This is a genomic window from Pseudomonas sp. SMV71 (assembly GCF_052042015.1).
Lineage (GTDB): Bacteria > Pseudomonadota > Gammaproteobacteria > Pseudomonadales > Pseudomonadaceae > Aquipseudomonas.
This window is the reverse complement of sequence record NZ_JBKGGU010000005.1, coordinates 221,433-247,286: the sequence shown is the minus strand read 5'-3', so window position 1 is coordinate 247,286 and position 25,854 is coordinate 221,433. Positions and strand designations below refer to the sequence as shown.

Genomic DNA, 25,854 nt, shown 5'->3' with positions numbered 1-25,854 from the left:
GCGTTCATTCCAGGACCCACTGTGCCAACTTGCCCGTCACTTGCGTCATCAGCACATTCTCGATATCCCGCGCTCCGGCTGCGCTGCACTTGGCCAGGACCGCCTTGACGATCCCGGCATCGAACTCGAACTGTTTGCCGGTCGCGGCCTTGTAGCGCCCACGCAGTTTTTCCAGTTTCGCCAGCACGATCCCCTCCAGCGTTGCCTCATCCAGCGGCCGGTACGCCACCACCGTCATGCGCGCCAGGAACGCCGGGCGAAACGCTTGCAGCAGGACCTTGTGCAAGGTTTCGTTGAAGGCGTCGGTGCCCAGCTGCGCGGCGGGGGTGTCGAGCAGCAGTTCGGCGCCGACGTTGCTGGTGGCAAGCATCACGGTGTTCTTGAAATCCACCACCAGCCCGGTGCCGTCTTCCATCAGGCCTTTGTCGAAAACGTTGTAGAAGGCTTCGAGCACATCCGGGTGGGCCTTTTCGATTTCATCCAGCAGCACCACCGAATAGGGTTTGCGCCGCACCGCTTCGGTGAGCACACCGCCGCTGCCGTAGCCGACGTAGCCGGGCGGGGCGCCCTTGAGCTGGCTGACGGTGTGGGCTTCTTGGTATTCCGAAAGGTTGATGCTGATCAGGTTGCGCTCGCCGCCGTACAAGGCATCGGCCAGGGCGTAGGCGGTTTCGGTCTTGCCCACGCCGGTGGGGCCGACCAGCAGGAACACCCCGACCGGTTTCTGCGGATCGGTCAGGCCGGCGCGGTAGGCTTGCAAGCGCTGGGCGATGGTGTTCAGCGCGCTGTCCTGGCCCATCACTCGCTGGCCCATGCGTTGGCCGAGGGTACGCACGGCGTGGGCTTCGTCGGCGAGCATCTTGCCGACGGGAATACCGGTCCAGCCAGCGATCACGGCAGCGACGGTCTTGCTGTCCACCTGCTCGGGCACCAGCGGATCGTCCTGGCGAATGGCGTCGAGGCCGGCCTCCAGGCGCAGCAGTTCGGCGGCCAGGTGATCGATGCGGTTATCGATGTCGGTGTCGGCTTTTTCGCCGTCGGCGCGTTCGCTTAAGGTCAGCAATTCACGGCGGGCATCGAGCAGTTCACGCACGGCCTCGCGCTCTTCGCCCCAACGGGTTTCCAGCTCGCGGATGGCCTGGACGTTGCTGCTCGACTCGGCTTCCAGCTGGGTAATGCGTTCGCGGTGATCGAGCCCGGTGGCCTGTTCCCGGCGCAGGCGTTCGACTTCATCCTTGAGGCTGTTCTGGCGGTGGCGCAGGCTCTCCAGGGGCGGCGGCACGTCATGCTGGCCGAGGGCGACACGGGCGCAGGCGGTGTCGAGCACGCTGATGGCTTTATCCGGTAGCTGCCGTCCGGAAATGTAGCGGTGAGACAGCTTCACCGCTTCGTGGATCGCCGCGTCCAGCACCTGCACGCCATGGTGCAGCTCCAGTTTGGTAGCGACGCCGCGGAGCATTTCCACGGCGGTGAGTTCGTCCGGCTCTTCAACCTGCACCAGTTGGAAGCGTCGGGCCAGGGCCGGGTCCTTCTCGAAGTATTTCTTGTACTCCAGCCAGGTGGTAGCGGCCAGGGTGCGCAGTTCGCCCCGGGCCAGGGCCGGCTTGAGCAGGTTGGCGGCGTCGCTGCCGCCCTCTGCGCCACCGGCGCCGATCAGCGTGTGGGCTTCGTCGATGAACAGGATGATCGGTTTTTCGGCGCTGCGCACCGCATCGATCACGCCCTTGAGGCGTTGTTCGAACTCACCCTTGACCCCGGCACCGGCCTGCAACAGGCCCAGATCGAGCACCCGCAGCGTGACCTCCTGCAACGACGGCGGCACGTCTCCGGCGGCGATGCGCAGGGCCAGGCCTTCCACCACCGCAGTCTTGCCGACCCCCGGCGCGCCCACCAGGATCGGGTTGTTCTGCCGGCGCCTGAGCAGAATATCGATGCACTGGCGAATCTCCCCGTCACGCCCGACGATCGGGTCGATGCGCCCGTCCCGGGCGTCGGCGGTCAGGTCCTGGGTGTACTGGTCGAGGACCGGGTCCTGTGGCTGCGCGGCTTCAACCGCTTTGGCCGGCCGCACGCCACCGACATGCTCGCGAGAGCTTTCGGTCCATTCCAGCAGGTGCGTGCGCAACGCGTCGCGCGGGATGCGCAGCAGCGACGAAGCGCTGTTGAGCAACAGGCTACGACGCTCGTCGCGGTCCAGCAGCGCCAGCAACAGCAAGCCGGAGCGGATGCTGTCCTGGCCCAGCACGCTGGCCTGGACCACGGCGTCTTCCAGCAGGCCAATCGTCTGCGCCGACAGCGCAGGTGTGCGAGTGCTGCCGGATTTGAACAGCTCCAGGGCCTTGTTGATTTCCGCGGCCACCGCGTCACGCTCCAGCCCGAAGCGCGGCAGCAGGCAAGCGAAATCACCGCCTTCGATGTCCAGCAGTTCCAACAACAAATGTTCGATTTCCACGTAATGGTGGCTGCGCTGCATGCAGCGTTGCGCCGCCCGTTCCAGGGCTCGGCGGTTGTCCGGGTTGAGGCGTCCGATCAGGCTGGCCAGTTCCATTTCAAGCGATCTCCGGCTGACGAAGGCGGGTTTCGATCCGTTGCACGGCAAGGGTCGATTGGCGCTGCAGGCCACCGTTCCAGTTCAAGCGCGGTGGAGCCTGGTGGCCCAGCTGCAACGGACCGGCGCCACGGATCAACAGCACCAGGGTGCAATCGAGGTCCGGGCCGAAATACAACGCATAGAGGCTGGCGAGCAGCGGGTGGGTCTCGCCGTTGGGCAGCAGTGCATTGGCCTGGGCGGCGCTCAGCGGGCCGAGGGTCAAGCGCACGCCGGCATGTTCATCCCAGACCCGGATACCGGCCACTGCGCTGCGACCCAGGCACAGGTTGCGGCCGCCCGCTTGCAGACGGCTGCGGCTGGCCGGCGGTATTTCGCGCCAGCCGCCTTCGTAGGCGGTCAGCTCCACGGGCAAGCTGAACTGTTCGCGGACAATCGCCGCGAACCCGGCCAGGGAGCGACGCCCATCGGCGTACAGCGCGCTGCACGCGAGCACGGCGGAGTCGGGCGCGGCCTGGCGTTCCTGTAAGGCCTTGGGTAGCAGGCCGGTCAAGGCGCGCAGTTGCGCTTGTACGGCCGAGGCGCCGGGGGTGGTGAAACCGAGGGCGATGCGATGCTTGCGCATCACCTTGTAAAGCAGGCTCAGCAGGCGATGTTGAAACAGGTCGAGAAATTCTGCCGGGGCATGATCGCGAGCCCGCGCCCGTTGTTGCAGCCATTCCTGATAGGCGTAGGGCAACGGACCGTCCGGGCCGCCGAGGCCGAAGATGGGCGTGGTGAGCACCGGTGGTGCGTCGGCTTCCTGATTCAGGCTTTCGATTTCGCTGGCGGCGAACAACGGCGTCAACGGCCCGCGCAGGCGCAAAGCCTCGGCGTGGGGCGCGGTGCCGCTGCCCAGCGGCTCGGCCTGGGGCTGCTCGCGCTCCAGCAACAACAACGCCTGGAGCCATTCGAAACGTTGCGGATCGCGGCGCAGGCGCTGACTCAGGTTCAGAGCGTCAGGGGTTTGCCGGCTTGGGGTTGCCATGTCTTCACCTCCCTGTCGGACTGGACCAGCACGGTGCGCACGAAACGATTGGCGGTGGCATACAGCGAGAAGAACTGCGCCAACACCCCGGAGAACAGCACGGCGCTGCTGCCGACGAAGTGTTGCGGATCCAGTTGCAGGCGCACCTCCAGGCCATTGCGCCAGCCCCGCCAGGCGTCTTCACCGACGTGAGCGATGACCCGCTCGCAACCCAGCCCGAATACCCCTTCGATCTGCCGCCGGGCGCTGGCCTCGTCCCGCAGGTTGTGCAGCTCCAGGATCTCGCGCAACGCATCCAGTGCCTGGGGGCCTTCGACCAGTGACAGGTGGTTGAGGGTCAACTGCGACACCAGTCGCCAGCGCGACTCACCGTCCAGGCGCGGCAGGCTTTGCGGGCTCGGCGGGTTGCGCAGGCGCGCCCAGGCCACCGGTCCCGGACGCTCGAAACCCAGCGGCGTACCCGCCGGCAGGCTCTGGGCCAGGTGGCGGTTGGTGCACAGCAGTTCGGCGGTGAGGCTGTAGTCGCGGGTCTCGGCCAACGGGTCGAACCCGGTGTCCACCAGGCTGACCATCAGGTCGGTGCCCAGCCGGTTCGGGCTCATGCCGCTGACCCGTCGGGCGTGCCAGTAGCAGGACGAAGCGCCGCCGTGCTGGCTGCCATAGTAGGCCGGCACGTTGCGCACGCCCTCGCTGGAAGTGGCGCGCATGCCACGGATGCTGTGGATCTCGACGCTGTTTTCCCGATGACTGTCAGCCACCAGGCGATATTCGCTGCGGGTGCCGTCCGGTCGCAGCGGTTCGGAGGTCCGGGGAAACAGGTTGATCACCGGCGCGCAGCCCAGGGCGATGTCACTGGCTTGCAGCGGCAAACGGCTGGCAGGCGCCCGGTCGAAGACGATGTACAGATACAACGACGGGCTGTCGCTGACCGCCCCGGCCAGCGGCAGGTCGAAGAAGCCGAACTTGTCGGGAAAGGCCAGGTACTCGGCCAGCAGCCGCATGCCTGGGTGCACGCCATCTTCGTCGGGCAGCAACGCCTGGTCGCCGGCAAAGCCGACGATGCCCGGCAAGCCTGCCAGCGGCTCCGGCACACTGCCCGGCGGGCCGGCGAGGACTTTGACGGCGTGGGCGCCGAGCAGGTCGTAGAGCCAGGCGTTGATCATCGGCGAGGCGGCCAGGTGTATTCGCAACTGCTCGATCCCCAGCGTCGACCATTGGCTGTCCCCCAGGCACCGCAGATGCAGGCGCAAGGCCGAGCGCGCCTGGACTACTCCGGTCAATGCCTGGGCTTCGTCGCCGCCCAGCAGCAACGCTTCGCAGACTTCCAGCGGCCACAGCTGCACCGCGGCGGTGGTGCGAAAGTGAATGCTCTGGCCCTTGTCGGTGGTGACGAACAACGGCGTGTCCCGGGGCAGCGGATAGCCCTGGTCAAGGTTGCCTTTGCTGGGGTCGGGTTCGAACTGGACGATGGCGCACGACGGCAACGGGCGCATGGCCAGCGGGTAGAGCTGTTCGAGCAGGGCGTCGCTGAACTCGGCGTAGTCGTCATCGAGCCGGCGCTGCAGGCGGGCGGCCAGCAGGGCGAATCCTTCGAGCAGGCGTTCGACGTGCGGGTCGGGGCATTCGCCGGGCGACAATTCCAGACGCCGGGCAACCTTGGGGTAGCGTTCGGCGAACAGGCTCCCGGCGTGCCGCAACCAGGTCAGTTCACGCTGGTAGTAGTCCAGCAGTTGCGGGTCAATCGAGTCGCTCATGGCGTACCTCGACGCCGTCGCCGGCGTGCTCGATGACAAAGGCCACGGGCCATGGATGCGAGTCGCCGCGCAGCTCGCCCGACAATCGTATGCACAGCTGCTGCGGATGGCCCGGTACCGGACAGACCTCCACCTCGCCCAGGCGCAGGCGTGGCTCGAATTGGCTGATGGCCTGGCGGATTTCCCGGGTCAGCTGGCGTCGGTCATCGCTGCGCTGTTGTTGAAGTGCGGTCCAGTCGGCGATGCCATAGTCCAGGATGCTCGGCGGTTCGGTGAGCGCTTTCGGCCCGCGCCGTGTGTTGAACAGGCGCAGCAGTTCGGCGTGAACCGAATCCTGCAACGCCTGCCGGTCGAACACCCGGCCGGCATCGTCCGCCGTGCCGGCCAGGCGTTCGAACAGCGGCGGACGAAGGCCGAAGCCTGCCATGGGTGCGCTCCGTCACTTGGTCATTTTGTTGGCCGCCAGGTCCCAGGTCGTGCCGGCGGTGCCTTCCTTGGTGCCGTCGTCTTTCTGGGCGGTGAGCTCCCACTTGATCTTGGTGAAGTTCAGCGACAGGGTTTCCACCGGCTTGCCACCGGTACCGCCGCTGACGCTGACGTTCGACAGCACGACATTGGTGAGGGTGTAGACGATGAACGGCATGATCTGCCCGCTGCCTTCGGCGGCGTTGCGGCCGATGGTGATCACCGCTTGCGGGATCGGCTTGCCGGCGCAGCAGTATTCATTGAGGGACGGGGTGGAACTGTCGATGAATTTGGTCAGGGTGAATTCGCCGATGTGCGGTCGGCCGGAAGTGCGCTCCGAGTTGCTGACGTCGTTGGTGACCTGCATCGCCACATTGTGGCTGTAGGACATGACCTCGATTTTGTCCGTGAAGCCCTCCAGCAGGCTGTCGCCCTTGATGTCGCCGCCGAGGTCGAGAATGATTGCATCCATTGTGTGCAGCTCCTGAAAAAGAGATACCGATGGGTAAAGGACAAGCACTGAACCTGTGGCGAGCGAGCTTATTGTGGCGGGGGAGTTTGCTCCCGCTGGGGCGCGAAGCGGCCCTGTTTTCCAAGGCTGCTGCGCAACCCAGCGGGAGCAAGCTCCCTCGCCACAGGTTTCTCTGTCACGGTCCTATGCGTCGTCAGGCAGCAACCGGTGGCGGCAATGTCGCCACCAGGCGGATCGATGCGGTCAGTTCCTCGAGCTGGAAGTGCGGCCGCAGGAACACCGTGGCCTTGTACGCCCCGGGCTTGCCGGCGACTTCGGTCACGTCCACCCGCGCCTCGCGCAACGGATACTGCGCCTTGATCTCTTGCGGCGCGTTGTCGTTGATCAGCACGTAGTCGGCAATCCAGTTGTTGAGGTAGGTCTGCACGTTGTCGCGGGTCATGAAGCTGCCGACCTTGTCGCGCATGATCACCTTCAGGTAGTGGGCGAAGCGCGAGGCCGCCAGCACATAGGGCAACATCGCCGAAATCCGCGCGTTGGCGTTGGCCTCGTTGGTGTTGTAGACCTTGGCCTTGTTGGTGGTCTGGCCGCCGAAGAACACCGCCACGTCGCTGTTCTTCTTGTGGCACAGGGAAATGAAGCCCAGGTCGTTGAGCTCTTTCTCGCGCCGGTCAGTGATCGCCACCTCGGTCGGGCATTTGAGCGACAGGTCGCCGGAGCTGGTGCGGAACGTGTGTGCCGGTAGCCCCTGGACAGCACCACCCCCCTCGGCGCCGCGAATCGCCGCGCACCAGCCGTATTTGGCGAAGGCCTCGGTGATGCGTTGCGACAGCGCCCAGGCGGCGTTGCCCCACAGGTATTTGCTGTGGTCGGTGCCGTTGACGTCCTCGACGTAGTTGATGCCTTCCACTGGCAAGGTGTCCGGACCATAGGGCAGGCGCAGCAGGAAGTGCGGCAGCACCAGCGACACGTAGCGCGAGTCCTCGCTTTCACGGAACGAGCGCCATTTGATCAATTCCTGGCTCTCGAAAATCTTCGACAAGTCCCTCGGCACTGCCAGTTCGGTGAAGCTGGTCATGTCGAACAGGCGTGGGCTGGCGGCGGCAATGAACGGTGCATGGGCGGCAGCCGCGACATTCGACAGTTTTTCCAGCAGGCCGATGTCTTGCGGGTGCCGGCCAAAGGTGTAGTCACCCACCAGCAGGCTGAACGGATGCCCGCCGAAGGTCCCATATTCTTCTTCGTAGATTTTCTTGAACAGCGCGCTCTGGTCGAATTCGACGGCTTTTTCCAAATCGTTCTGCAGCTCTTTCTGCGTCACGTTGAGCAAGCGCAACTTGAGCCGGGTGCTGGTCTCGGTGTTCTGCACCAGCAAGTGCAGGCCGCGCCAGGAGGCTTCGAGTTTCTGCAGGTCGGGGTGGTGCAGCACTTCGTTGAGCTGGGCGCTGATCAACTGATCGATCTGGCTGATGCGGTCGTTGATCATCGCCACGGTGTCCTTGTCGATGGCCATGCCTTCGTCGAGGACCTGGGTGGCGAATTCGGCCAGCATGTCGCGGGCGTAGTCCTGCTGGCTGTCGTCGTGGGCCATGCGGCCTTCGGCGATGATTTTGTCCAGCAGGGACAGGGTCTGGGTCGTGCTCTCGCTGGTTTGAGCGCTGGATGAAGCAGGCATGGCTTTATCTCCCTTGAATGATGAGCACGATCAGGCCTGTGGTTCGGTCGGGGCTGGGTCATCGTTGGCGGCCACGGTCGGCAGCTCTGGCGATGCGTCCTGGGGCCGGGAGGATTTGATTTCTTGCAGGCCTTCGGTGTTGGCGATCACGTCGCGCAGCAGCTTGTCCAGGTCGTCGTTGCCGTCGAGCTTGGTCAACAGGTCGCGCAGCCGCTGGCGTGCTTCGAACAGCCGACGCAGCGGAGTGATCTGCTCCACGACCTTGACCGGGTCGAAGTCATCGATGTGACGGAACTTGAGTTCGATGTTGAGCTTGCTGTCGTCGCCGCTGAGGGTGTTGTTCACCTGGAGCGTGGCGCGGGGGGAGATGGAGGCGAGTACCTCGTTGAAATTGTCCCGGTCGATTTCCGTGAAGCGCCGCTCGTTGAGCTTGGGCAACGGCTCCAGTGGCTTGCCCGAAAGGTCGGCCAGAATGCCGACGACCAGTGGCAGTTCTTTTTTCTCGATGGCGTTGCCGATTTCCACGTCATAGGTGATCTGGACGCGGGGAGGGCGGATTCTGTCGAGCTTGTGCTGGGTACTTTCTGCCATGGCGGCCGACTCCGATGCGTATGGGAAGCAATGCATCGGGAGGCCCGCTCATCGCATTCCCTTGCTGATCCGCAGGTTGCAAACGGAGGGCAGAAAACCTGTCATTCCCTTGACGAACCTGGTCCATTCGACCGTGTTGGTCGAACTACCCAAGACGCTAGAACAGGTCTATAAAAATGCAAGCGAAAACAATTTTTGACCGCTGAGAAAAGGAAGATTCATTTTGCGTGGGTTTTTTTGTGGATTTTTTTTCAGCCTGGCGCTCAGCGGTTGCTCGCTTTTCGCCCCTGACGTCGAACTCGACAGCCTGACGCTGGACGTGGCGCCCCGTGCCAATGACGACACACCGATCGCGGTGGATTTTATCGCGGTGAACGACCCTGATCTGCTCAAGCAACTGTCGGGCATTACCGCCAGCCAATGGTTCGCCGGGCGTGAACAGTACCAGCGCGACTATCGCCAGCTCCTGTCGGTGTGGGGGCTGGAGCTGGTCCCGGGGCAGTTCATCGACCGCCAACCCTTCCCGCTGGAGGGCCGGCGCGCCGCTGGACTTTTGGTCTTCGCCAGCTATAACACTCCCGGAGCCCACCGGCTTCGGCTGGACGACCAGCGCGAGGCGTGGCTGAAGTTCGACAGTCGTGAGATGAACCTGGTCAACGATGACCAGCGCAAGGCCAGCGTTGAGTGACCGCATGCCGCCCTGGCGCGGCGATATTGGAAGGTCGAAGGGAGTCGTATGAGTCTGTTACCTGACGCGGTGTGCTGGCACGAGGGCATGCAATTGCTGCCCCAGCATTTTCAATTGCAAGGGCTACGCGCCGAGGCCCTGGCGGCGCATTTTGCTGTGGCCTGCAACCCCTGGTTCTGGGGCGTCAGCCAACTGGAAGTCGACCCTTCGGCGCTGAGTGCCGGGCAGGTGCGGTTGTTGCAATTGCAAGGCACCTTGCCCGATGGCCTGCCGGTCAACTTGCAGGCGGGGATCGGGCCGACGTTGGAGCTGGACATCAGCGAGGCGGTGGACAAGACCGACGACGCCACCGTGACCGTGTACTTGGCCGTCAGCCCGCTGTGGCGCGCCGGGCAACTGCTGCCGCTCAAGGGTCGCTTGCAATCGGTGGTCGGCGAGGCGCTGCCGGACCTTACCAGCGGCGAATTTCCGGAATCGATTACTGTCTGGCGCCCCAACCCACGGCTGTGCACGCAGCTGAGCAAGGCCGATTCGATCTGCCTGCCGCTGTTGCGCATCCGCAAGGAAGGCGGTGGCTTTCTGCGGGTGCCCTACACGCCACCGACTCCGGTCCTGCTACCCGAATCGTTGCTCGGGCGGCGCGTTGCCGGGCTGTGCGCACGGGCCCGGGAAAAGTGCCTGTTCCTGGCCGGTCGGCTGCGCCAGGCTCAAGCGGCCGGTAATCAGGACGATGCGCTGGAGATCCGCCGACAACTGACCGCACTGTGGGCGCGTTTGCCGGAAGTCGAGGGTGCGTTGAACACCCGAGTGGCGACACCGCAGTCGCTGTACGGTTTGTTGCTGGGGCTGGCCGGCAGCTGGTCGGCACTCGATCTGCTGGCGGGTGTCCCGGCCTTCGCCCCGCTGGATTTCCTCGAATTGCAGCGCGGTTACGAGCCGCTGCTCGACTGGCTGGAAACCACCCTGGAGCGGGTCCGCGCCGGCTACCGCAGCCTGGCCTTCGAACGCAATGACCCGGTGTTTTCGATCCAACTGCCCGACGATCAACCGAGCCAGCGCCTGGTGATCGGCCTGCGCATGCCCAACGGCGCCAGCGAGCAGGCCGCCGCCGAGTGGTTGCGGGGGGCGATCATCGCCTCCGCGCCGCATGTCCCGCTGCTGAGCCGGCAACGCATGAGTGGCCTGCCTCATCAGGCCATGAGCCGCAACGAACAGGTGGCCTACAGCGTGGGCGACGACACCCGCTTGTTCGTGGTGGCCGCCAGTGGGCAATGGTTCGACGGCCAGCTGCCGTTGCACATTGTCGCGCCGGCGTCGGCACAGGCCAGCGGCCCATGGCAGGTGGTGTTGTTCGTCGCGCAAGCCGGTGAGAGTGCCTGATCGTAAAGGGGAGTCGTATGCCTGACGGAAGTGGCGGGGCGGTTCGGAGTCTGCATGAGGCGCCGCTGAGCAGCGCGTTTCGTCAGGCCTGGCTTAAATGGTCCCAGGACTGGCAGGACCTGCCCAAGGACAGCGACCCGGCCGCGCTGGTCAACCGCGTGGTGGAGTTTTCCGGGCGCAGCGCCCAGCGTTTGTGGCGGGTGGCGTTCGCCACCGTCGGCGACGCTGCCACCGAGCAGGTCAAGGCTGTGGTCTACGCCTTCGTGGCGCTGGTGGACGAAACCTTGCTGTTCAGCCCATGGCCCGGGCAACTGGCCTGGCAGCAACACCCCCTTGAATCGCGCATGTATTCCAGTCGCCAGGCCGGCGAGCGGTTGCCTGCCGCCATCAAGAAACTGCTGGATGAACAGATGCCCGGCACCCGGGACCTGGCCAATGTCTACCTGCAATGCCTGATCCTCGGCTTCCAGGGACGACTGCGCGGTGAGCCCGGCCAGGTCCAGCACGAAAAATGGCGCCTGGCGCTGTTCACCTTCGCCTGGCAGCACGACCCCGATTATATCGATGTCAGCCAGCGCCTGGCGCTATCGGCGGTGGCACCACCGGTGCGCATGCCGGCGCAGACATCGCTGCCCGACGGCTTGCGCCTGGGGTTGGCGATCCTGGCGATGGTGCTGTTGCTGACCGGATTGGGGCAGGTGTTCTGGCGTGACATCCGCTCGGCGCTGGAACCGGTCCTGCAACTGAACGAGTCGGTAGTCCAGGAGCAGGACTCATGAGCACCCTGAGTCTCGTTGCACTGGTGCTGCTCGCCTTCGTCCTGGTGCTGCTCCTCGCCGCGCTGCTCTGGTGGTTGCGCACCCAGGGTGGCGCGGCCATTCGCAGCTTCTACGGCGCGGTGCGCCACATGGAGCAGGAGCAGGGTACCCGGGACCGGTACCAGATGCCCTGGTTGATGATGCTCGGCAATGAAACCGACGGTGCCCGATTGTGCGCGCAATGGCGCCTGCAACCGACGGACAAGGCGGCGTGGTTCGGTCGTTGGTGGTCGGATGCCGAAGGCGCGGTGCTGGTGGTGCCCCAGGCGTTGTTCCTGCCTGAGGAGGGCATGAACCGGCAACGGGGCAACTGGTGGCGCCTGTTGGGGCTGATCCTGCGGCTGCGCAGCAAGCGACCGTTGGACGCGGTGATCTGGACCGTGCCGTTCGCCCGCCTCGACGACAGCGAACACACCGCCGACCTGAGCCTCAAGGTCCGGCGCTGTTTCATTGATCTGTTGCAACGGTTCGGTCTCAGCCTGCCCGTGTATGTGGTGGTCACCGGAATGGAAGAACTGCCCGGCTTCCAGGAACTGGTCAGTGCCTTGCCAGCCGAGGCCCGCGAGTCGATGTTGGGCTGGTCATCGCCTTACGCGCCCGACGCGGCGTGGCAGTCGCAATGGAGTGACCAGGCGCTGGACCAGGTTCATGCCGCGCTGGCGCAGTCGATCATCGAGATCGGCGCGCTGTCGGGGCAATTGAGCGCCGATCTGTATGGCTTGCCGGAGCGCTTCGAAGGCCTGCGCCGGGCCTTGCAGATCCTGTTGGAACCGGTGTTCCAAGGCAATGCCCAGGGCGAGGCGCCGCGTTTTCGCGGGGTGTATTTCACCGCCAGCCAGGCGCCGGCGGTCAGCGGCGATGGGCTCGCGGCCAATGACGGTACCCTGCGGCAAACCGTGTTCGCCCGCCATTTGTGGGCCCGCAGGCTGGTGGCCGAGCGCGGCCTGGCCCAGTCGGTGCCGCGCCTGCTGCGCTTGCGCCAACGCTGGCATCGGTTGGCCGGCGGCGTGGCGCTGGTGGTTGGCCTGCTCTGGCTGGGGGGGATGATCTGGGTCTGGCAGGATTCGGTGGAACAGGCCGGCGAGCTGTCCCACCTGATTCTGAGCGCCCATAAGAATCACCTCGCCGTCGACCCTGACAAGCCGCAGCTGGAGCTGACCCGGCACAACGTGCAGAACTACTGGAACGTGCTGGAAAAGGCCCCGCGCTGGCGCTTCGTCTCAGTGGTCTTCCCGACCTCGTGGTTCTCCGACCTGGACGATCAGTTGCAGGCCGGCCTGCGCCTGACCGCCCGGCACCATTGGGTCCTGCCGTTGCGTGATCTGCTGGCATCGGACCTGGAACAGCTCAAGGCCATCCGCAACACCGAGCGTAGGGGAAACTCGCAGAGTGAAGACCCGGCGCAATGGCAGAGCTACGTGAAAGCCCGGCAATTGGTTGAACTGGCGGCCCGGCTCGAGCAGTACAACCAGATGTTCAATCAGGCGGTGAACAACCCCAAGGCGCCGCTGGATGAACTGGTGCAATTGAGCAACAGCGCCTTGTCGCTGAACCTCAACACCGGCACCTTGAGCCGGGCCCGGTTCTATAACCGGGTACTGTTCGACTCCCAGAACGCTGACCTCAAAGGCCTGGACCTGGAGGCCGCACGCCCGGTGATCTCGGATAACTTCACCGGCCTGATGCAGCGCTGGCTCGATCATTATTTCCTGGCCGACAACTTCGTGCGCCAGGCCGGCTATCTCAAGCTGCACCTGCAACGGCTGGAGGCCGGCAGCGGCAATTCCTTGAGTGAGCTCGAAGACCTGATGGCGCTGATCGACGATTTGCAGACCCTGGTCAGCCTGACCAATTCCGCCTGGGGCCGCGGCAAGGGCCAGGACCTGGTGCCCGGCTACACGCAACTGATGGACAAGGTCAGCCACAGCAGCTTGCTCGGGCCGGACATCGAGCAGGACCTGGAGAGCCAGGCGGCGAAACTGCAACAGAGTTTTCGCGATCAGTGGATCGTCCAGACCGGTTCGCGGGACAACCTGCTGGTGCAACAGGGCAGCGGCCTGCTGGTGTTGCAGGAACACGTCACCGCACTGGATGGCGCGGTCCAGGCACTGTTCAAGCGCGACTTCGTGGCGTTGGCCTTGCAGAAAGATCCTTCGGACAGCAGCGCCGATTCGACGGGCCAGGGCGATGGCAGCGATGATTTCAGCGTCGCCCTGAACTACTTTGCCAGTTTCAAAAGCTACGCCAATGAAGAACTGCCGCGGATCCCGCCGGACTACCGCGACGCGCTGATGCAAGCGGCTGAAGGCGCGGCGGCGCGAGCCATGTGGTTGAGCCTGGACGAGAGCGACGAGCAATTGCCCGGCATGGGCTTCAACGTGCAGACGACCCAGGCCGTGGCGCTGCAAAAAGCCTTCATGGACGTGCATCGCAATGACCTGGCGATACGTTTCCAGCGGCTGCTCAATCGCCGGGCCCTGGCGCAGATCAGGCGCGCCCTGGATGAAATCGATGCGCAGCCGCTGTTCAGCCAGCGCGCTGATTTGCAGCGTTGGAACGGTGCGAAGAATTTCGGTTTGCAGCTCTACGGTGCCAGCGATCCGCAAGAACTGAAGCTGAACCTGAACCAGCAATTCGGCGCCATGGTGCAGATCGCCGAGCAGCGGATGCCGGCGCTGGAATGGCTGATCGTCCAACAGGACAGCCTGTCGGCCAGCGAGCACGACCAGGTGGCGCGGTTCATGGCCCTCAACGATGAACTGCTCAAGTACAAGAACCAGAACCCGGCCAGTTCGGCGGCCCAACTGGAACAACTGGTGAGCCGGGATTTCATCGAGATGGACATCAGCTCCTGCGCACAGATCCTGAAGACGGCCAGCCTGTCCGCCGGACGCGGTGACCTGGCCCAGCGCACCGTGGCGCTGCAACAGAGTGCCCTGCAACGCTGCCTGTATCTGCAACAGAACCAGGCCGCGACCGCCTGGAACGACCTGGTGAACTATTTCAATCAGTACTTGGCGGGGCGTTTTCCGTTTTCCACGGATGTGCGGGCCAGCGATGCCGATCCGGCACGGGTCCAGCATCTGCTGGAGTTGATCGACACCCGACTGCCCCTGGCCCAGGCCGGGTTGACGCTGAGCCAGACGCCGGAGCGGTTGGCGGCGCAAGATTTTCTCAACCGTTTGAAACAGGCCGGAACCTGGCTCGGGCCGTTGTTCGTGCGGGACAAGAGCGGCATCCTGGGAGTGGAGATGGACGTGCGCTGGCGCACCGACCGCGATGAAGAGCGCGGTGCCGACCAGGTGATTGCCTGGGGCCTGAATGCCGGCAACCAGCAGATCAGCTACCCCGGCGCCGAGCAGCCGAACCTGCGCTGGATGGTCGGGCAACCGGTGCGCCTGACCCTGCGCTGGGCCCGCAACGGTTACCAGCGCCCGGTCAACGACCCGTTGCAACCGGACCTGGTGGTGCGCGACCTGGAAGCCGGCTGGGAATACCAGGGGCCGTGGGCATTGCTGCGGTTGATGCGCTCGTTGGGCTCGGCCCAGCGTCAGCCGAATGTCGACTACACCGACTTTCCCCTGGCCTTGCAATTGCCGGTGACAGCCCGGACCCAGGCCCGGACAGCCGAACAGACCCTGATGTTCGTACGCCTTTCGCTGATGAGCCAGGGGTCGAAGCTGCCGCTGTCGATCCCGCCGTTGCCGACCCGTGCGCCCCGTTCACCGTTCATGGCGACCCCATCGAGTCCTGCCATCGCCACCCGTGAGGAGGGCCTGTGAGCCTGCCGATATCAGCGTTGCCCGAATTGGTCACGCAGTTGCTCGAGCCGTTGAGTGCCGAATCGCCCTGCGGCCAGGACCTGCGCTACGAGACCGAATACGACCAGTTGCGCGAGTTGCGCCGCGAGGACGACACCAGCCTGCCCACGGGGGTGTGGCAGTCGTCCATCAAGCGTGCCCAATGGCCGGAACTGGAGCGGCTCGCGACCACGCTTTTGCGGGAGCGCAGCAAGGACCTGATGATCAGTGCCTGGCTGGGGGAGGCCTGGTTGCACCTGGCGGGGCTGGAGGGTTTGCCCGGTAGCCTGGCGCTGGTGGCCGGGCTGTGCGAGCGTTATCCCGAGCAGTTGCATCCCCAGGCCGAGGAGGGTGATCAGTCGTGGCGGGTGATTCCCCTGGAATGGCTGGCCCGACGCTACAGCGAAGTGCTGTTGACGCGGGTGCCCCTGTTCGAGGGCCGGGAGCAGGCTTTCGCCGGGTTTTGCCTGGACGACTGGCAACGCTTGCAACGCCAGCAAGTGCCGGTCAATGACAGCAAGAACGCCAAGGCTTCAGCGGAGGCGGCGCGCACCGACCAGAAGAAAGTCGCCGAACTGATTCGTGCCACACCGTTGTCGTTCTGGTTGCATCGCCAGGGCAGCCTGATGTTGAGCCTGCAACATTTGCAGCGGCTCGAGGCCTGGAGCGACGCCTACCTGGGCAATTTGGCCCCAGGCTACAAATCCCTGCAGGATGTGATCCAGGCCCTGTTGGCGCTGGTCGAGGAGTTCATCGCGATGCATCCACAACAACCCAGTGTCGCACCGGTGCAGGCGACATCCGCGCTAACGACGCCGACTGCCGAACCCCAGGCGGCACCCGCCCAGGTCTTCCAGGAGCCGGCCAATCGCGAGGAGGCCTATCGACAATTGATGGTCATTGCCGGCTACCTGGCGCGCACCGAACCCCATAGCCCGGTGCCGTACCTGATCCGGCGCGGCGTGGAATGGGGCAACAAGCCGTTGAGTGAGCTGCTGGGCGAACTGATCAGCGCCGATGCCGAGTCCCGGCGGTTGTGGACATTGCTGGGTGTGCTTTAGTACGGCGCGTCGGGTAACGGCACCGGCGTCAGCACCGGCTTACCAGAGAAAAACGCGTTCAGGTTCTGTCCCACCAGCTCCACGGTACCTTGGGTGGCTTGCGGCGACAGGCCGGCGACATGGGGCGTCAGGATCACGTTCGGCAGTTTTTTCAGTGCATCCGGCACGTGCGGCTCGTCATCAAAGACATCCAGCGCGGCCCCAGCGATGCGTCGATGTTCCAGGGCACTGATCAGCTCGGCCGTGGCGACCACGCTGGCTCTGGCAATGTTCACCAGGAACCCATGGGGGCCCAGGGCATCGAGGGCCTGTTTGTTGATCAGTTGCCGGGTGTCCAGGCCTCCGGGGGCGGCGACGACCAGAAAGTCCGAAGCTCGCGCCAGTTCCGTGGGCGTGGAGCAGAAGCTGTAGGGCACGTCGTTGCGCATCCGCCGATTATGGTAGCTGACGCTCATGTCGAACCCGAGGGCGGCACGCTTGGCGATCGCCATCCCCACCGCCCCCAGGCCCAGCACGCCGAGCCGCTTGCCGGCCAGGGATGGACGCATGATCTTCGCCCATTCGCCCCGGCGCACGCTTGCGTCGGCCCGGGGAATATCCCGGACCAGCGCCAGCAGCAGGGCCATGGCATGGTCGGCCACCGAAGAGGCGTTGACCCCGGCACCGTTGGTCACCACGATGCCGCGCTGGCGTGCGGCTTGCAGGTCCACCTGCTCGTAACCGGCACCGATCACACAGATGATCCGCAGATTGGGCAGGGCGGCAATTTCCTCGGCCGTCAGCCCCAAGGGGCCACGAGTCAACACCGCGCTGAACCGCTCCCCATGCTCGAAAATCGCCGTCTTGCGTTCGGCCGGCGTCGGCGCCAACTCCAGGTGATAGCCCTGGTGCTCAAGAATGGGCAGGTATTCGTTGACGGTTTCAACCAGTACCAGGACGGTCGCGGTCATGCTGGGCTCCTGAGGATCTTGCGGGCAAATCCTGTGGGGGCGAGCCTGCTCGCGATGGCGGTGTCAGTCATATCGATTCTGGCTGACCCACCGCCATCGCGAGCAAGCTCGCTCCCACAGGGGGGCTGTGCGTGCTGTCCTGAGTGTAAGAGTTGGCGAATAACGGCGATAGTCCAGCCATGTCGTTCTCAACACTTTTTCTACCCATGACCACCGCTCCTCCGCTAAGTCTTTGCTTCTGCTCGCTAATCCCGGACAATCGCGGCCCTGTTTCGGCCAGGGCGCTGCCTGTCGGGCTTTTCCGACTCGTCCTGGCCGGGTGCACGTGACCGGAAAGCGGAGATCCGACCGGATGAATGACCAGGCCAACAGCGTCCAAGAGCGTTTTGAAACGACCGTCCCAGCCACCCTCAGCCAGTGGAGTCGCCACGACACCACCTGGATGCTCGGCCTGTTCGGCACCGCCATCGGTGCAGGCACGCTGTTTTTACCGATCAATGCGGGCCTGGGCGGCTTCTGGCCGCTGCTGGTCCTGGCGTTGCTGGCGTTCCCCATGACGTTCTATGCGCACCGCGGCCTGACGCGGTTTGTGTTGTCCGGGCGTGACGGTGCGGACATCACCGAGGTGGTGGAAGAGCATTTCGGTCTGAAGGCCGGGGCATTGATCACCTTGCTGTACTTCTTCGCGATTTTCCCGATCCTGTTGATCTACAGTGTGGCCCTGACCAATACCGTGGGCAGCTTCCTGGAGCATCAACTGCATATCCAGCCGCCACCACGGGCGGTGTTGTCATTGCTGCTGATCCTGGGCCTGCTGGCGGTGGTGCGCTGCGGCGAACAGGCGATCGTCAAGGCCATGAGCCTGATGGTCTATCCGTTTATCGTTGCGCTGCTGTTCCTGGCGGTGTTCCTGATTCCGCATTGGAACGGCGGCATCCTGACCACGGCGACCACTGCGCCTGAGCCTTCGGCCTTGCTGCACACGCTGTGGCTGGCGATCCCGGTGATGGTGTTCTCGTTCAACCACTCGCCGATCATCTCGGCCTTCGCGGTGGATCAGAAGCGCCGTTATGGTGCCAACGCCGAGGAACGCAGCTCGCAGATCCTGTCCCGCGCCCATGTGCTGATGGTGGTGATGGTGCTGTTCTTCGTGTTCAGTTGCGTGCTGACCTTGTCCCCGGCACAGTTGGTCGAGGCTAAGGCCCAGAACCTGTCGATCCTGTCGTACCTGGCCAACCACTTCAGCAACCCGACCATCGCGTTCGCCGCGCCGTTGATTGCCTTCGTGGCGATTGCCAAGTCCTTCCTCGGTCACTACATCGGCGCCAGCGAAGGCCTCAAAGGGTTGATCGTCAAGAGTGGCCGTCGTCCAGCGCCCAAGACCCTGGACCGCCTTACCGCGGCGTTCATGCTGGTGGTGTGCTGGATCGTCGCCACGCTCAACCCGAGCATCCTGGGCATGATCGAAACCCTGGGCGGTCCGGTCATCGCGGCCATCCTGTTCCTGATGCCGATGTACGCGATCCGTAAAGTCCCGGCCATGGCCCGCTATCGCGGCCAGGCTTCCAATGTCTTCGTTGTGTTGGTGGGTTTGGTGGCGATTACGGCGTTGGTTTATTCCCTGACGGCCTGATCGGCCCACAATGGTGGGGTGGCGTGTCCAAATCTGCCAATCGACACCATTCCCAGTGGCGAGGGAGCTTGCTCCCGCTGGGGCGCGAAGCGGCCCTGGGGTCTGACGACCAGGTGTGTCAGGCAGTGGTTGGGGCTGCTGCGCAGCCCAGCGGGAGCAAGCTCCCTCGCCACAAGAGCGATTGAGGCATCAAATCCCAGGCATAAAAAAACGCCGCCCCTCGCAAGAAGGGCGGCGTTTTTAGTCGAGCGTCTAAGCCTTAGGCTTGAACGACCGGGATGTTGGCGTTCGCAGCCGCTTCACGGAACTCGGCGATCTGGTCGAAGCTCAGGTAGCGGTATACGTCCGCTGCCATGCTGTCGATCTTGCCGGCGTATTCCATGTACTCCTCGACGGTCGGCAGGCGACCCAGGATGGACGCGACGGACGCCAGTTCGGCCGAGGCCAGGTAGACGTTCGCGCCGTCGCCCAGACGGTTCGGGAAGTTACGGGTCGAAGTCGACACCACGGTGGAGTTCGGCTCGACGCGTGCCTGGTTACCCATGCACAGCGAGCAGCCTGGCATTTCCATCCGTGCACCGGCCTTGCCGTAGATGCCGTAGTAGCCTTCTTCGGTCAGCTGGTGAGCGTCCATCTTGGTCGGCGGCGACAGCCACAGGCGGGTTGGCAGCTGGCCCTTGACCTGATCCAGCAGCTTGCCGGCCGCGCGGAAGTGACCGATGTTGGTCATGCACGAACCGATGAACACTTCGTCGATCTTCTCGCCAGCCACGCTGGAGAGCAGGCGAGCGTCGTCCGGGTCGTTCGGCGCGCAGAGCACAGGCTCCTTGACGTCGGCCAGGTCGATCTCGATGACTTCGGCGTACTCGGCGTCCTGGTCGGCTTCCAGCAGTTCCGGGTTGGCCAGCCAGGCTTCCATCGCCTGGGCACGACGCTCCAGGGTGCGGGCATCGCCGTAGCCTTCGCCGATCATCCAGCGCAGCAGGGTGATGTTCGATTGCAGGTACTCGGCAATCGATTCCTTGGACAGCTTGATGGTGCAACCGGCAGCCGAACGCTCGGCCGAGGCGTCGGACAGTTCGAACGCTTGCTCGACGGTCAGGGTCTCCAGGCCTTCGATTTCCAGGATGCGGCCGGAGAAGGCGTTCTTCTTGCCTTTCTTCTCGACGGTCAGCAGGCCTTTCTGGATGGCGTAGTAAGGGATGGCATGCACCAGGTCACGCAGGGTGACGCCCGGTTGCAGCTTGCCCTTGAAACGCACCAGGATCGACTCAGGCATGTCCAGCGGCATGACGCCGGTGGCGGCGGCGAAGGCCACCAGGCCGGAACCGGCCGGGAACGAGATACCGATCGGGAAACGGGTGTGGGAGTCGCCACCGGTGCCGACGGTGTCCGGCAGCAGCATGCGGTTCAGCCAGCTGTGGATGATGCCGTCGCCCGGACGCAGGGAAACACCGCCACGGGTCATGATGAAGTCAGGCAGGGTGTGGTGGGTGGTCACGTCGATCGGCTTTGGATAGGCCGCGGTGTGGCAGAAGGACTGCATCACCAGATCGGCGGAGAAGCCCAGGCACGCCAGGTCCTTGAGTTCATCACGGGTCATCGGGCCAGTGGTGTCCTGGGAGCCGACGGTGGTCATCTTCGGTTCGCAGTAGGTGCCAGGGCGCACGCCCTTCACGCCGCACGCCTTGCCGACCATTTTCTGCGCCAGGGTGTAGCCCTTGGTGCTTTCAGCCGGAGCTTCTGGCTTCTTGAACAGGTCCGATGGCGGCAGGCCGAGTTCGGCACGGGCCTTCTCGGTCAGGCCACGGCCGATGATCAGCGGGATACGGCCGCCGGCACGGACTTCGTCCAGCAGGACCGGGGTCTTCATTTCGAAGGTGGTCAGGACTTCATCGGTGCCGTGCTTGCAGACCTTGCCCGCATGCGGGTACAGGTCGATCACGTCGCCCATGTTCATGTTCGACACGTCGAACTCGATCGGCAGGGCGCCGGCATCTTCCATGGTGTTGTAGAAGATCGGGGCGATCTTGCTGCCGAAGCAGAAACCGCCGGCACGCTTGTTCGGCACGTAAGGAATGTCGTCGCCGAAGAACCACAGCACCGAGTTGGTCGCCGACTTACGCGACGAACCGGTACCGACCACGTCACCGACGTAGGCAATCGGGAAGCCTTGGCCACGCATCTCTTCGATCTGCTTCATCGGGCCGGTCTTGCCTTGTTCGTCAGGCACGATGCCGTCGCGGGCCATTTTCAGCATGGCCAGGGCGTGCAGCGGGATATCAGGACGGGACCAGGCGTCCGGGGCAGGGGACAGGTCGTCGGTGTTGGTTTCGCCAGGGACCTTGAAGACCCGCAGGCTGATCTTGTCGGCCAGCACCGGGCGCTTCTTGAACCACTCGCCATCAGCCCAGGATTGCAGCACGGCCTGGGCGTGGACATTGCCGTTCTTGGCTTTTTCAGCCACGTCGTGGAAGGCGTCGAACATCAGCAGGGTGTGCTTGAGTTCCTGGGCGGCCACTGGCGCCAGCTCGGCGTCGTCCAGCAGTTCCACCAGGGTCACGATGTTGTAGCCGCCCTGCATGGTGCCGAGCAGTTCGACGGCGCGCTTCTTGTCCAGCAGAGGGGATTGGGCCTGGCCCTTGGCCAGGGCGGACAGGAAGCCGGCCTTGACGTAGGCGGCTTCGTCGACTCCAGGCGGAACGCGATTGGTGATCAGGTCAACGAGGAAAGCTTCTTCGCCAGCCGGAGGATTCTTCAGCAGCTCGACCAGGCCTGCGGTTTGTTCGGCGTTAAGCGGCTGGGGAACGATACCCAGTGCTGCGCGCTCTTCGATATGTTTGCGGTAGGCTTCAAGCACAGTTATTACCCTCATCAGTGGTCCCAAATGGGTGTCCGGGACGCTCATCCAGAAACTCACGGTACCCATGCGCGTCGGAGGCTTTTTGAGCCACTACGCCAGGGTTCCCGGAGCTCCTCACAGAAGCTGCTTTCAAAGTTTTACGCCTGCAGAACGGGGAGCTGATGAGGGTTGGCGTCAGGCTTTCCCCGCTGGAAAGACCCTTCGCCAACACCGCTCTGAAGGAACGACTGTGCTCGTGACGCTTTGAAAACAGCTTCTAACGGACATTGGCGCCTTAAAAGGCTGGCTGATTCTACGGGAAAAAAAAATTAAAGGTAAGTTGGGCTCTCCAGTTTGAGGGGTGATCAATCTTAGACAAAGGGCTAACATGCCGGCCTGTCTCGCTTTTGTGTGCGTTTTTTCTCATGCCCAACCAGCTAATCAAGACCCCCTGCGTCGGCCTGTGCTCCACTGTCTACGGTGACCTGGTGTGCCGTGGCTGCAAGCGGTTCCACCATGAAGTGATTCACTGGAATGGCTACAACGAGGACGAGAAGCGGGCGGTATGGATGCGGCTGGAACAGCTGTTGGTACAGGTGATGGTGGCCAAGCTGGAGGTTTTCGACCCTGGGCTGCTGCGCCAGCAACTGGAGACACGCAAGATTCGCTTCGTGGCCCATCAATCGGAATACTGCTGGGCTTATCAGCTGATCGCCCGGGGCGCTCGGGTGATCAATAACCTGGAAGCCTATGGGATGGTGTTGCTGCCGGAATTTCGCGACTGGGAACTGCCGGACCTGCGCGATGCCATTGATCGGGAATTTTTCCTGCTGTCCGAAGCGCATTACCAGCGTTACATCGCGCCGGGGTTTTTGAAGGATGCGATGGGCGGCTGACCCCGCAGTTGAGGACCTGCTGCAGCCCCTGTGGCGAGGGAGCTTGCTCCCGCTCGGCTGCGCAGCAGACGCCTGGATTTTTCAGGACCAGAGATTTTTAAGATCAGGAGCGAGGGTCGCTTCGCAACCCGGCGGGAGCAAGCTCCCTCGCCACAAGAGCGAATCCGCTTTATTCCTTCACCGCCAACTCCACCAGATGATCCTCGACCTCCTGGGGCTTGAGCACCAGTACGTCGCTTTCCAGCGTATCGAGCACCGCTTCGGCGGTGTTACCAATCAAGACCCCTGACAACCCTGAGCGCGCCACCGTGCCGATCACGGTCACCGCCGCCTGGAGCTTATGGGCGATGAACGGAATCAGCACGTCCGCCGGGCCCTCTTCGATGTGCAGGTGCTGGTCGTCGATGTCGAACTCGGCCTGGAACGCCCGGCACTGTTCGCGGTAGCGGGCCTCGATGGTTTCCTTGAGCTGGAACGTCGGGTCCGCTGCCGACAGCATCGGCGAGGGATGGGCGCTGATCACGTGAAGATGGGCTTTTGCCAGGCTGGCGATGTCGTAGCCGTGGTCGATGATGGTGTTGTGCAGGTGACGGTGCTCGCCGTCGGCGTTGCCGACATCGACCGCTGCCAGGATCACCCGGTCTTTCCATGAGCCGGCGGTCTTCACCAGCAGTACCGGCGTCGGGCAATGGCGCAGCAGTTTCCAGTCGCTCGGCGTCAGCAGGGCTTTTTTCAACGGGCTGTCGGGGAAATGCTGCTTGATCACCAGGCCACAGCCTTCGGCCTGCTGCACGCCGATGATGGTTTCGTACAGGCTTTCATTCCAGGCCTGCTCGGTGGTCACGCTGTAGCCGTCGGCCTGCAGTGCGCTTTTGAGGACGCTGAGCAGGCTGGCATGGTCATGCCGCTTGTCGCACACCAGCAGGTGCAGGTGGGCCTGGGTCACACCGGCGATCAGCTTGGCCCGCTTGAGCGCCAGGCTTTCCGAATGTTCGGGTTCGATGACCACCAGAATGCTGCGAATGGCTTGCATGATCGGCGTCTCCAGCGAGAAAGGGCACGAGCGTTGCTCAACTATAGTCCTTGTAGAGCAGTCTAGTGGTTGTGCGGGAGTCGTTGACTTGACCCATATCAACAGCGGTGGCTGGTGGTCTCGGGGCAGGCCGGTATAATCGGCGCCCTTCGCTCGATTACCTTTTACCGTGAGCCCGATGATCCTTCCCGAAATCCATGAGTTCCTTGGCTGCCGCACCCCGGATGCCTGGGTCCAGGCCGCGCTGGCCGACCAGGAGACGCTGCTGATCGACCACAAGAACTGTGAGTTCAAAGCCGCCAGCACCGCCCTGAGCCTGATTGCCAAGTACCATTCCCACGTCGACCTGATCAACATGATGTCGCGCCTGGCCCGGGAAGAACTGGTGCATCACGAACAGGTCATGCGCCTGATGAAAAAACGCAAGGTCGGCTTGCGCCAGCTCTCGGCCGGGCGCTATGCCTCGGGTCTACGCAAGGTGGTGCGCAGCCACGAACCGGTCAAGCTGGTGGACACCCTGGTGGTCGGCGCCTTTATCGAGGCCCGCAGTTGCGAGCGTTTCGAAGCGCTGGTGCCGCATCTGGACGAAGAGCTGGGCAAATTCTATTTCGGCCTGCTGAAAAGCGAGGCCCGGCATTTCCAGGGGTACCTGAAACTGGCCTACCAGTACGGCGATTCCAAGGACATCGCCCAGGTGATCGACAAGGTCCGCGAGGCCGAGCGTGAGTTGATCGAGTCGATGGATGTGGAGTTTCGGTTTCACAGTGGGGTGCCGGCGGTATAGAGGTGCCTGTGCCGACGCATCGCGAGCAGGCTCGCTCCCACATGGAAATGCATTCCCCCTGTGGGAGCGAGCCTGCTCGCGATGAGGGCCTCAAGCCGTCAACCCAAGGCGCTCATGCCACTGAGCAATGGACTCCTCAGGGTAAACCTCGAACTGCTGGTCACGCGGATGCGCCTCGACCTCGACCCACGGCGCCTTGGAGCCGAGCATCAGGTGGGTGTGCTCCGGCGGTACCGGCAGTGGTGTGTCGATGGCTGAGGCAAATGGGTGGATCAGCTCCGGCCATTCGGGGCTGAACAACCACAACCCCGAGCCGCACACTGAACAGAAATGCCGTTCGGCGCTGCTGCGGTGGGCGCGTTTCTGACCTTCTTCCTTGAGCCGCGCATGATAGATCGAGATGTGCTTGCGACCGCGTACTTTCAGGCTCGTGGCATCGCCCCCGAGGTTGATCGCAAAACCGCCGCCGCCCTGAGTCTTGCGACAGATCGAGCAGTAGCAGCGCTGGTAAGGGTAGGGATGGACACAGTTGAGGCTGAACGATACCGCGCCGCAGTGGCAGGATCCTTCTAAGTGCATGGGGGCCTCCGGTTGGAAAGGGTTGGGCTCAGGAGAGCCTGGACGTACAGTGTTTGCAGTCAGTGAAATCATCTGCGACAGCACTGGCCGCTTCGCGAGCAAGCCCGCTCCCACACCGTCCACTGACTGGCACGGAATATCTGCCTGACACAAAGCCCCTGTGGGAGCGCGCTTGCCCGCGAAGAGGCCGGCACAGCCACCTCCGCAAGGGGGCGATGAACGATCACGCCATACCGCGGCCAGGCACCCGCCACAGATACCACGCCGCCACCGTCCGATGCGGACTCCAGGCCAGGCCGATATCGATCATCTGCCGGCGGCTGGGCTGCTGCTCCAGTCCCTTGAGCCGACGATAACCTTCGCGTACGCCAAAATCATCGACCGGCAAGATGTCCGGTCGTTCCAGGCTGTAGATCAACAGCATCTCCACCGTCCAGCGGCCGACCCCGCGCAAGGTGACCAGGCGCTCGATCAACTGCTCATCCTCCATGGCCAGGGCGCTGGCGTAGTCCTGTACCTCGCCGTCCAGCGCCGCTTGGGCGATGCCTTGAATGGTTGCAATCTTGCTGGCGGAGAATCCGCAGCCGCGCAACAACTCGAAATCCGTCGCCAGGATCTGTTCCGGCCTGGGAAAGTCCTGCTCGGGAAACAATGCCAATAGCCTGCCGAAAATCGCATCGCCGGCCTTGGCGTGCAATTGCTGATAAGCGATGGAGCGCACCAGCACTTCGTAGGGATCACGGGCCGGCTTGGGTCGCAGCAGGCACGGGCCGACCGCTTCGACGTGGCGTTGCCAGTCTTCATCGAGGCTTGCCAGGAAGACACTGGCATCGTGGTACGGCACGGGCATTGGCTCTT

Annotated in this window: 20 protein-coding genes; 8 read left to right on the top strand and 12 right to left on the bottom strand. The window is 63.7% G+C overall.

What is annotated here, in order from left to right:
- Positions 1 to 4 precede the first annotated feature (4 nt).
- The 7 genes from tssH to tssB form a co-directional block, all read right to left on the bottom strand.
- A complete protein-coding gene (gene tssH, locus ACLEJQ_RS07050) occupies positions 5 to 2,548 on the bottom strand; it encodes a type VI secretion system ATPase TssH (RefSeq protein ID WP_440793473.1) in 2,544 nt (847 codons plus the stop codon).
- A 1-nt stretch (position 2,549) separates the two neighbouring features.
- The gene (gene tssG, locus ACLEJQ_RS07045; protein WP_440793471.1) at positions 2,550 to 3,575 is read right to left on the bottom strand and encodes a type VI secretion system baseplate subunit TssG; all 1,026 of its coding nucleotides are present in this window, start codon (positions 3,573 to 3,575) and stop codon (positions 2,550 to 2,552) included.
- On the bottom strand, positions 3,539 to 5,329 hold the full coding sequence (gene tssF, locus ACLEJQ_RS07040) for a type VI secretion system baseplate subunit TssF (protein ID WP_440793469.1): 1,791 nt from the start codon (positions 5,327 to 5,329) through the stop codon (positions 3,539 to 3,541). The genes tssG and tssF overlap by 37 nt, the downstream gene beginning before the upstream one ends.
- A complete protein-coding gene (gene tssE / locus ACLEJQ_RS07035) occupies positions 5,313 to 5,756 on the bottom strand; it encodes a type VI secretion system baseplate subunit TssE (RefSeq protein WP_440793467.1) in 444 nt (147 codons plus the stop codon). Before tssE ends, tssF begins: the two co-directional genes overlap by 17 nt.
- Positions 5,757 to 5,768: 12 nt before the next feature.
- Positions 5,769 to 6,266: an Hcp family type VI secretion system effector gene (locus ACLEJQ_RS07030; protein ID WP_014337905.1), complete on the bottom strand. Its 498-nt coding sequence runs from the start codon at positions 6,264 to 6,266 to the stop codon at positions 5,769 to 5,771.
- Positions 6,267 to 6,459: 193 nt separating this feature from the next.
- The gene (tssC, locus tag ACLEJQ_RS07025; RefSeq protein ID WP_440793464.1) at positions 6,460 to 7,941 is read right to left on the bottom strand and encodes a type VI secretion system contractile sheath large subunit; all 1,482 of its coding nucleotides are present in this window, start codon (positions 7,939 to 7,941) and stop codon (positions 6,460 to 6,462) included.
- 30 nt (positions 7,942 to 7,971) lie between these two features.
- A complete protein-coding gene (gene tssB / locus ACLEJQ_RS07020; protein WP_440793462.1) occupies positions 7,972 to 8,532 on the bottom strand; it encodes a type VI secretion system contractile sheath small subunit in 561 nt (186 codons plus the stop codon).
- Positions 8,533 to 8,755: 223 nt separating this feature from the next.
- On the opposite strand from tssB, the gene ACLEJQ_RS07015 reads away from it, so the two are divergent.
- From ACLEJQ_RS07015 to tssA, 5 genes are read left to right on the top strand one after another with little or no spacing between them, the layout of a single operon-like run.
- Positions 8,756 to 9,220, top strand: a complete 465-nt coding sequence (locus ACLEJQ_RS07015) for a type VI secretion protein (RefSeq protein WP_440793460.1) — start codon at positions 8,756 to 8,758, stop codon at positions 9,218 to 9,220.
- Positions 9,221 to 9,268: 48 nt separating this feature from the next.
- Positions 9,269 to 10,600, top strand: coding sequence for a type VI secretion system baseplate subunit TssK (tssK, locus tag ACLEJQ_RS07010; RefSeq protein WP_440793458.1), 1,332 nt, complete (start codon positions 9,269 to 9,271; stop codon positions 10,598 to 10,600).
- A gap of 17 nt (positions 10,601 to 10,617) precedes the next feature.
- Positions 10,618 to 11,379 carry a DotU family type IV/VI secretion system protein gene (locus ACLEJQ_RS07005; protein ID WP_440793456.1) on the top strand — a complete coding sequence of 254 codons (762 nt, stop codon included), beginning with the start codon at positions 10,618 to 10,620 and terminating at the stop codon, positions 11,377 to 11,379.
- Positions 11,376 to 15,200 (top strand): type VI secretion system protein, encoded by a 3,825-nt coding sequence (locus ACLEJQ_RS07000; RefSeq protein WP_440793454.1) that lies wholly within the window; start codon positions 11,376 to 11,378, stop codon positions 15,198 to 15,200. The genes ACLEJQ_RS07005 and ACLEJQ_RS07000 overlap by 4 nt, the downstream gene beginning before the upstream one ends.
- Entirely contained in the window at positions 15,197 to 16,279 is a 1,083-nt protein-coding gene (gene tssA, locus ACLEJQ_RS06995) for a type VI secretion system protein TssA (protein ID WP_440793452.1), read from the top strand. Before ACLEJQ_RS07000 ends, tssA begins: the two co-directional genes overlap by 4 nt.
- Here the strand turns inward: tssA and ACLEJQ_RS06990 are convergent.
- A complete protein-coding gene (locus tag ACLEJQ_RS06990) occupies positions 16,276 to 17,229 on the bottom strand; it encodes a 2-hydroxyacid dehydrogenase (protein WP_440793450.1) in 954 nt (317 codons plus the stop codon). The two genes, tssA and ACLEJQ_RS06990, sit on opposite strands and share 4 nt — an antisense overlap.
- Positions 17,230 to 17,581: 352 nt before the next feature.
- On the opposite strand from ACLEJQ_RS06990, the gene ACLEJQ_RS06985 reads away from it, so the two are divergent.
- Positions 17,582 to 18,862 (top strand): serine/threonine transporter, encoded by a 1,281-nt coding sequence (locus ACLEJQ_RS06985; RefSeq protein ID WP_440793448.1) that lies wholly within the window; start codon positions 17,582 to 17,584, stop codon positions 18,860 to 18,862.
- A 259-nt stretch (positions 18,863 to 19,121) separates the two neighbouring features.
- Here ACLEJQ_RS06985 and acnB read toward each other — a convergent pair whose 3' ends face one another.
- On the bottom strand, positions 19,122 to 21,722 hold the full coding sequence (acnB, locus tag ACLEJQ_RS06980) for a bifunctional aconitate hydratase 2/2-methylisocitrate dehydratase (protein WP_440793547.1): 2,601 nt from the start codon (positions 21,720 to 21,722) through the stop codon (positions 19,122 to 19,124).
- Positions 21,723 to 22,129: 407 nt separating this feature from the next.
- Here acnB and ACLEJQ_RS06975 point away from each other — a divergent pair, with 407 nt between their 5' ends.
- The gene (locus ACLEJQ_RS06975; protein ID WP_440793446.1) at positions 22,130 to 22,600 is read left to right on the top strand and encodes a DUF1289 domain-containing protein; all 471 of its coding nucleotides are present in this window, start codon (positions 22,130 to 22,132) and stop codon (positions 22,598 to 22,600) included.
- Positions 22,601 to 22,769: 169 nt separating this feature from the next.
- Here ACLEJQ_RS06975 and ACLEJQ_RS06970 read toward each other — a convergent pair whose 3' ends face one another.
- On the bottom strand, positions 22,770 to 23,633 hold the full coding sequence (locus ACLEJQ_RS06970) for a universal stress protein (protein ID WP_440793444.1): 864 nt from the start codon (positions 23,631 to 23,633) through the stop codon (positions 22,770 to 22,772).
- A 178-nt stretch (positions 23,634 to 23,811) separates the two neighbouring features.
- On the opposite strand from ACLEJQ_RS06970, the gene ACLEJQ_RS06965 reads away from it, so the two are divergent.
- Positions 23,812 to 24,417 carry a tRNA-(ms[2]io[6]A)-hydroxylase gene (locus ACLEJQ_RS06965; protein ID WP_440793442.1) on the top strand — a complete coding sequence of 202 codons (606 nt, stop codon included), beginning with the start codon at positions 23,812 to 23,814 and terminating at the stop codon, positions 24,415 to 24,417.
- 90 nt (positions 24,418 to 24,507) lie between these two features.
- Here ACLEJQ_RS06965 and ACLEJQ_RS06960 read toward each other — a convergent pair whose 3' ends face one another.
- Positions 24,508 to 24,996 carry a GFA family protein gene (locus ACLEJQ_RS06960; RefSeq protein ID WP_440793440.1) on the bottom strand — a complete coding sequence of 163 codons (489 nt, stop codon included), beginning with the start codon at positions 24,994 to 24,996 and terminating at the stop codon, positions 24,508 to 24,510.
- Between the two features lie 223 nt (positions 24,997 to 25,219).
- Complete coding sequence (locus tag ACLEJQ_RS06955; RefSeq protein WP_440793438.1) at positions 25,220 to 25,846, bottom strand: DNA-3-methyladenine glycosylase family protein; 627 nt, start codon at positions 25,844 to 25,846, stop codon at positions 25,220 to 25,222.
- Between the last annotated feature and the right edge of the window lie 8 nt (positions 25,847 to 25,854).

Excerpts from the sequence above, each read along its gene's own strand:
- tssH (WP_440793473.1), bottom strand. The coding sequence starts at position 2,548 with ATGGAACTGGCCAGCCTGATCGGACGCCTCAACCCGGACAACCGCCGA.
- tssG (WP_440793471.1), bottom strand. The coding sequence starts at position 3,575 with ATGGCAACCCCAAGCCGGCAAACCCCTGACGCTCTGAACCTGAGTCAG.
- tssF (WP_440793469.1), bottom strand. The coding sequence starts at position 5,329 with ATGAGCGACTCGATTGACCCGCAACTGCTGGACTACTACCAGCGTGAA.
- tssE (WP_440793467.1), bottom strand. The coding sequence starts at position 5,756 with ATGGCAGGCTTCGGCCTTCGTCCGCCGCTGTTCGAACGCCTGGCCGGC.
- ACLEJQ_RS07030 (WP_014337905.1), bottom strand. The coding sequence starts at position 6,266 with ATGGATGCAATCATTCTCGACCTCGGCGGCGACATCAAGGGCGACAGC.
- tssC (WP_440793464.1), bottom strand. The coding sequence starts at position 7,941 with ATGCCTGCTTCATCCAGCGCTCAAACCAGCGAGAGCACGACCCAGACC.
- tssB (WP_440793462.1), bottom strand. The coding sequence starts at position 8,532 with ATGGCAGAAAGTACCCAGCACAAGCTCGACAGAATCCGCCCTCCCCGC.
- tssK (WP_440793458.1), top strand. The coding sequence starts at position 9,269 with ATGAGTCTGTTACCTGACGCGGTGTGCTGGCACGAGGGCATGCAATTG.
- ACLEJQ_RS07005 (WP_440793456.1), top strand. The coding sequence starts at position 10,618 with ATGCCTGACGGAAGTGGCGGGGCGGTTCGGAGTCTGCATGAGGCGCCG.
- ACLEJQ_RS07000 (WP_440793454.1), top strand. The coding sequence starts at position 11,376 with ATGAGCACCCTGAGTCTCGTTGCACTGGTGCTGCTCGCCTTCGTCCTG.
- ACLEJQ_RS06990 (WP_440793450.1), bottom strand. The coding sequence starts at position 17,229 with ATGACCGCGACCGTCCTGGTACTGGTTGAAACCGTCAACGAATACCTG.
- ACLEJQ_RS06985 (WP_440793448.1), top strand. The coding sequence starts at position 17,582 with ATGAATGACCAGGCCAACAGCGTCCAAGAGCGTTTTGAAACGACCGTC.
- ACLEJQ_RS06975 (WP_440793446.1), top strand. The coding sequence starts at position 22,130 with ATGCCCAACCAGCTAATCAAGACCCCCTGCGTCGGCCTGTGCTCCACT.
- ACLEJQ_RS06970 (WP_440793444.1), bottom strand. The coding sequence starts at position 23,633 with ATGCAAGCCATTCGCAGCATTCTGGTGGTCATCGAACCCGAACATTCG.
- ACLEJQ_RS06965 (WP_440793442.1), top strand. The coding sequence starts at position 23,812 with ATGATCCTTCCCGAAATCCATGAGTTCCTTGGCTGCCGCACCCCGGAT.
- ACLEJQ_RS06960 (WP_440793440.1), bottom strand. The coding sequence starts at position 24,996 with ATGCACTTAGAAGGATCCTGCCACTGCGGCGCGGTATCGTTCAGCCTC.
- ACLEJQ_RS06955 (WP_440793438.1), bottom strand. The coding sequence starts at position 25,846 with ATGCCCGTGCCGTACCACGATGCCAGTGTCTTCCTGGCAAGCCTCGAT.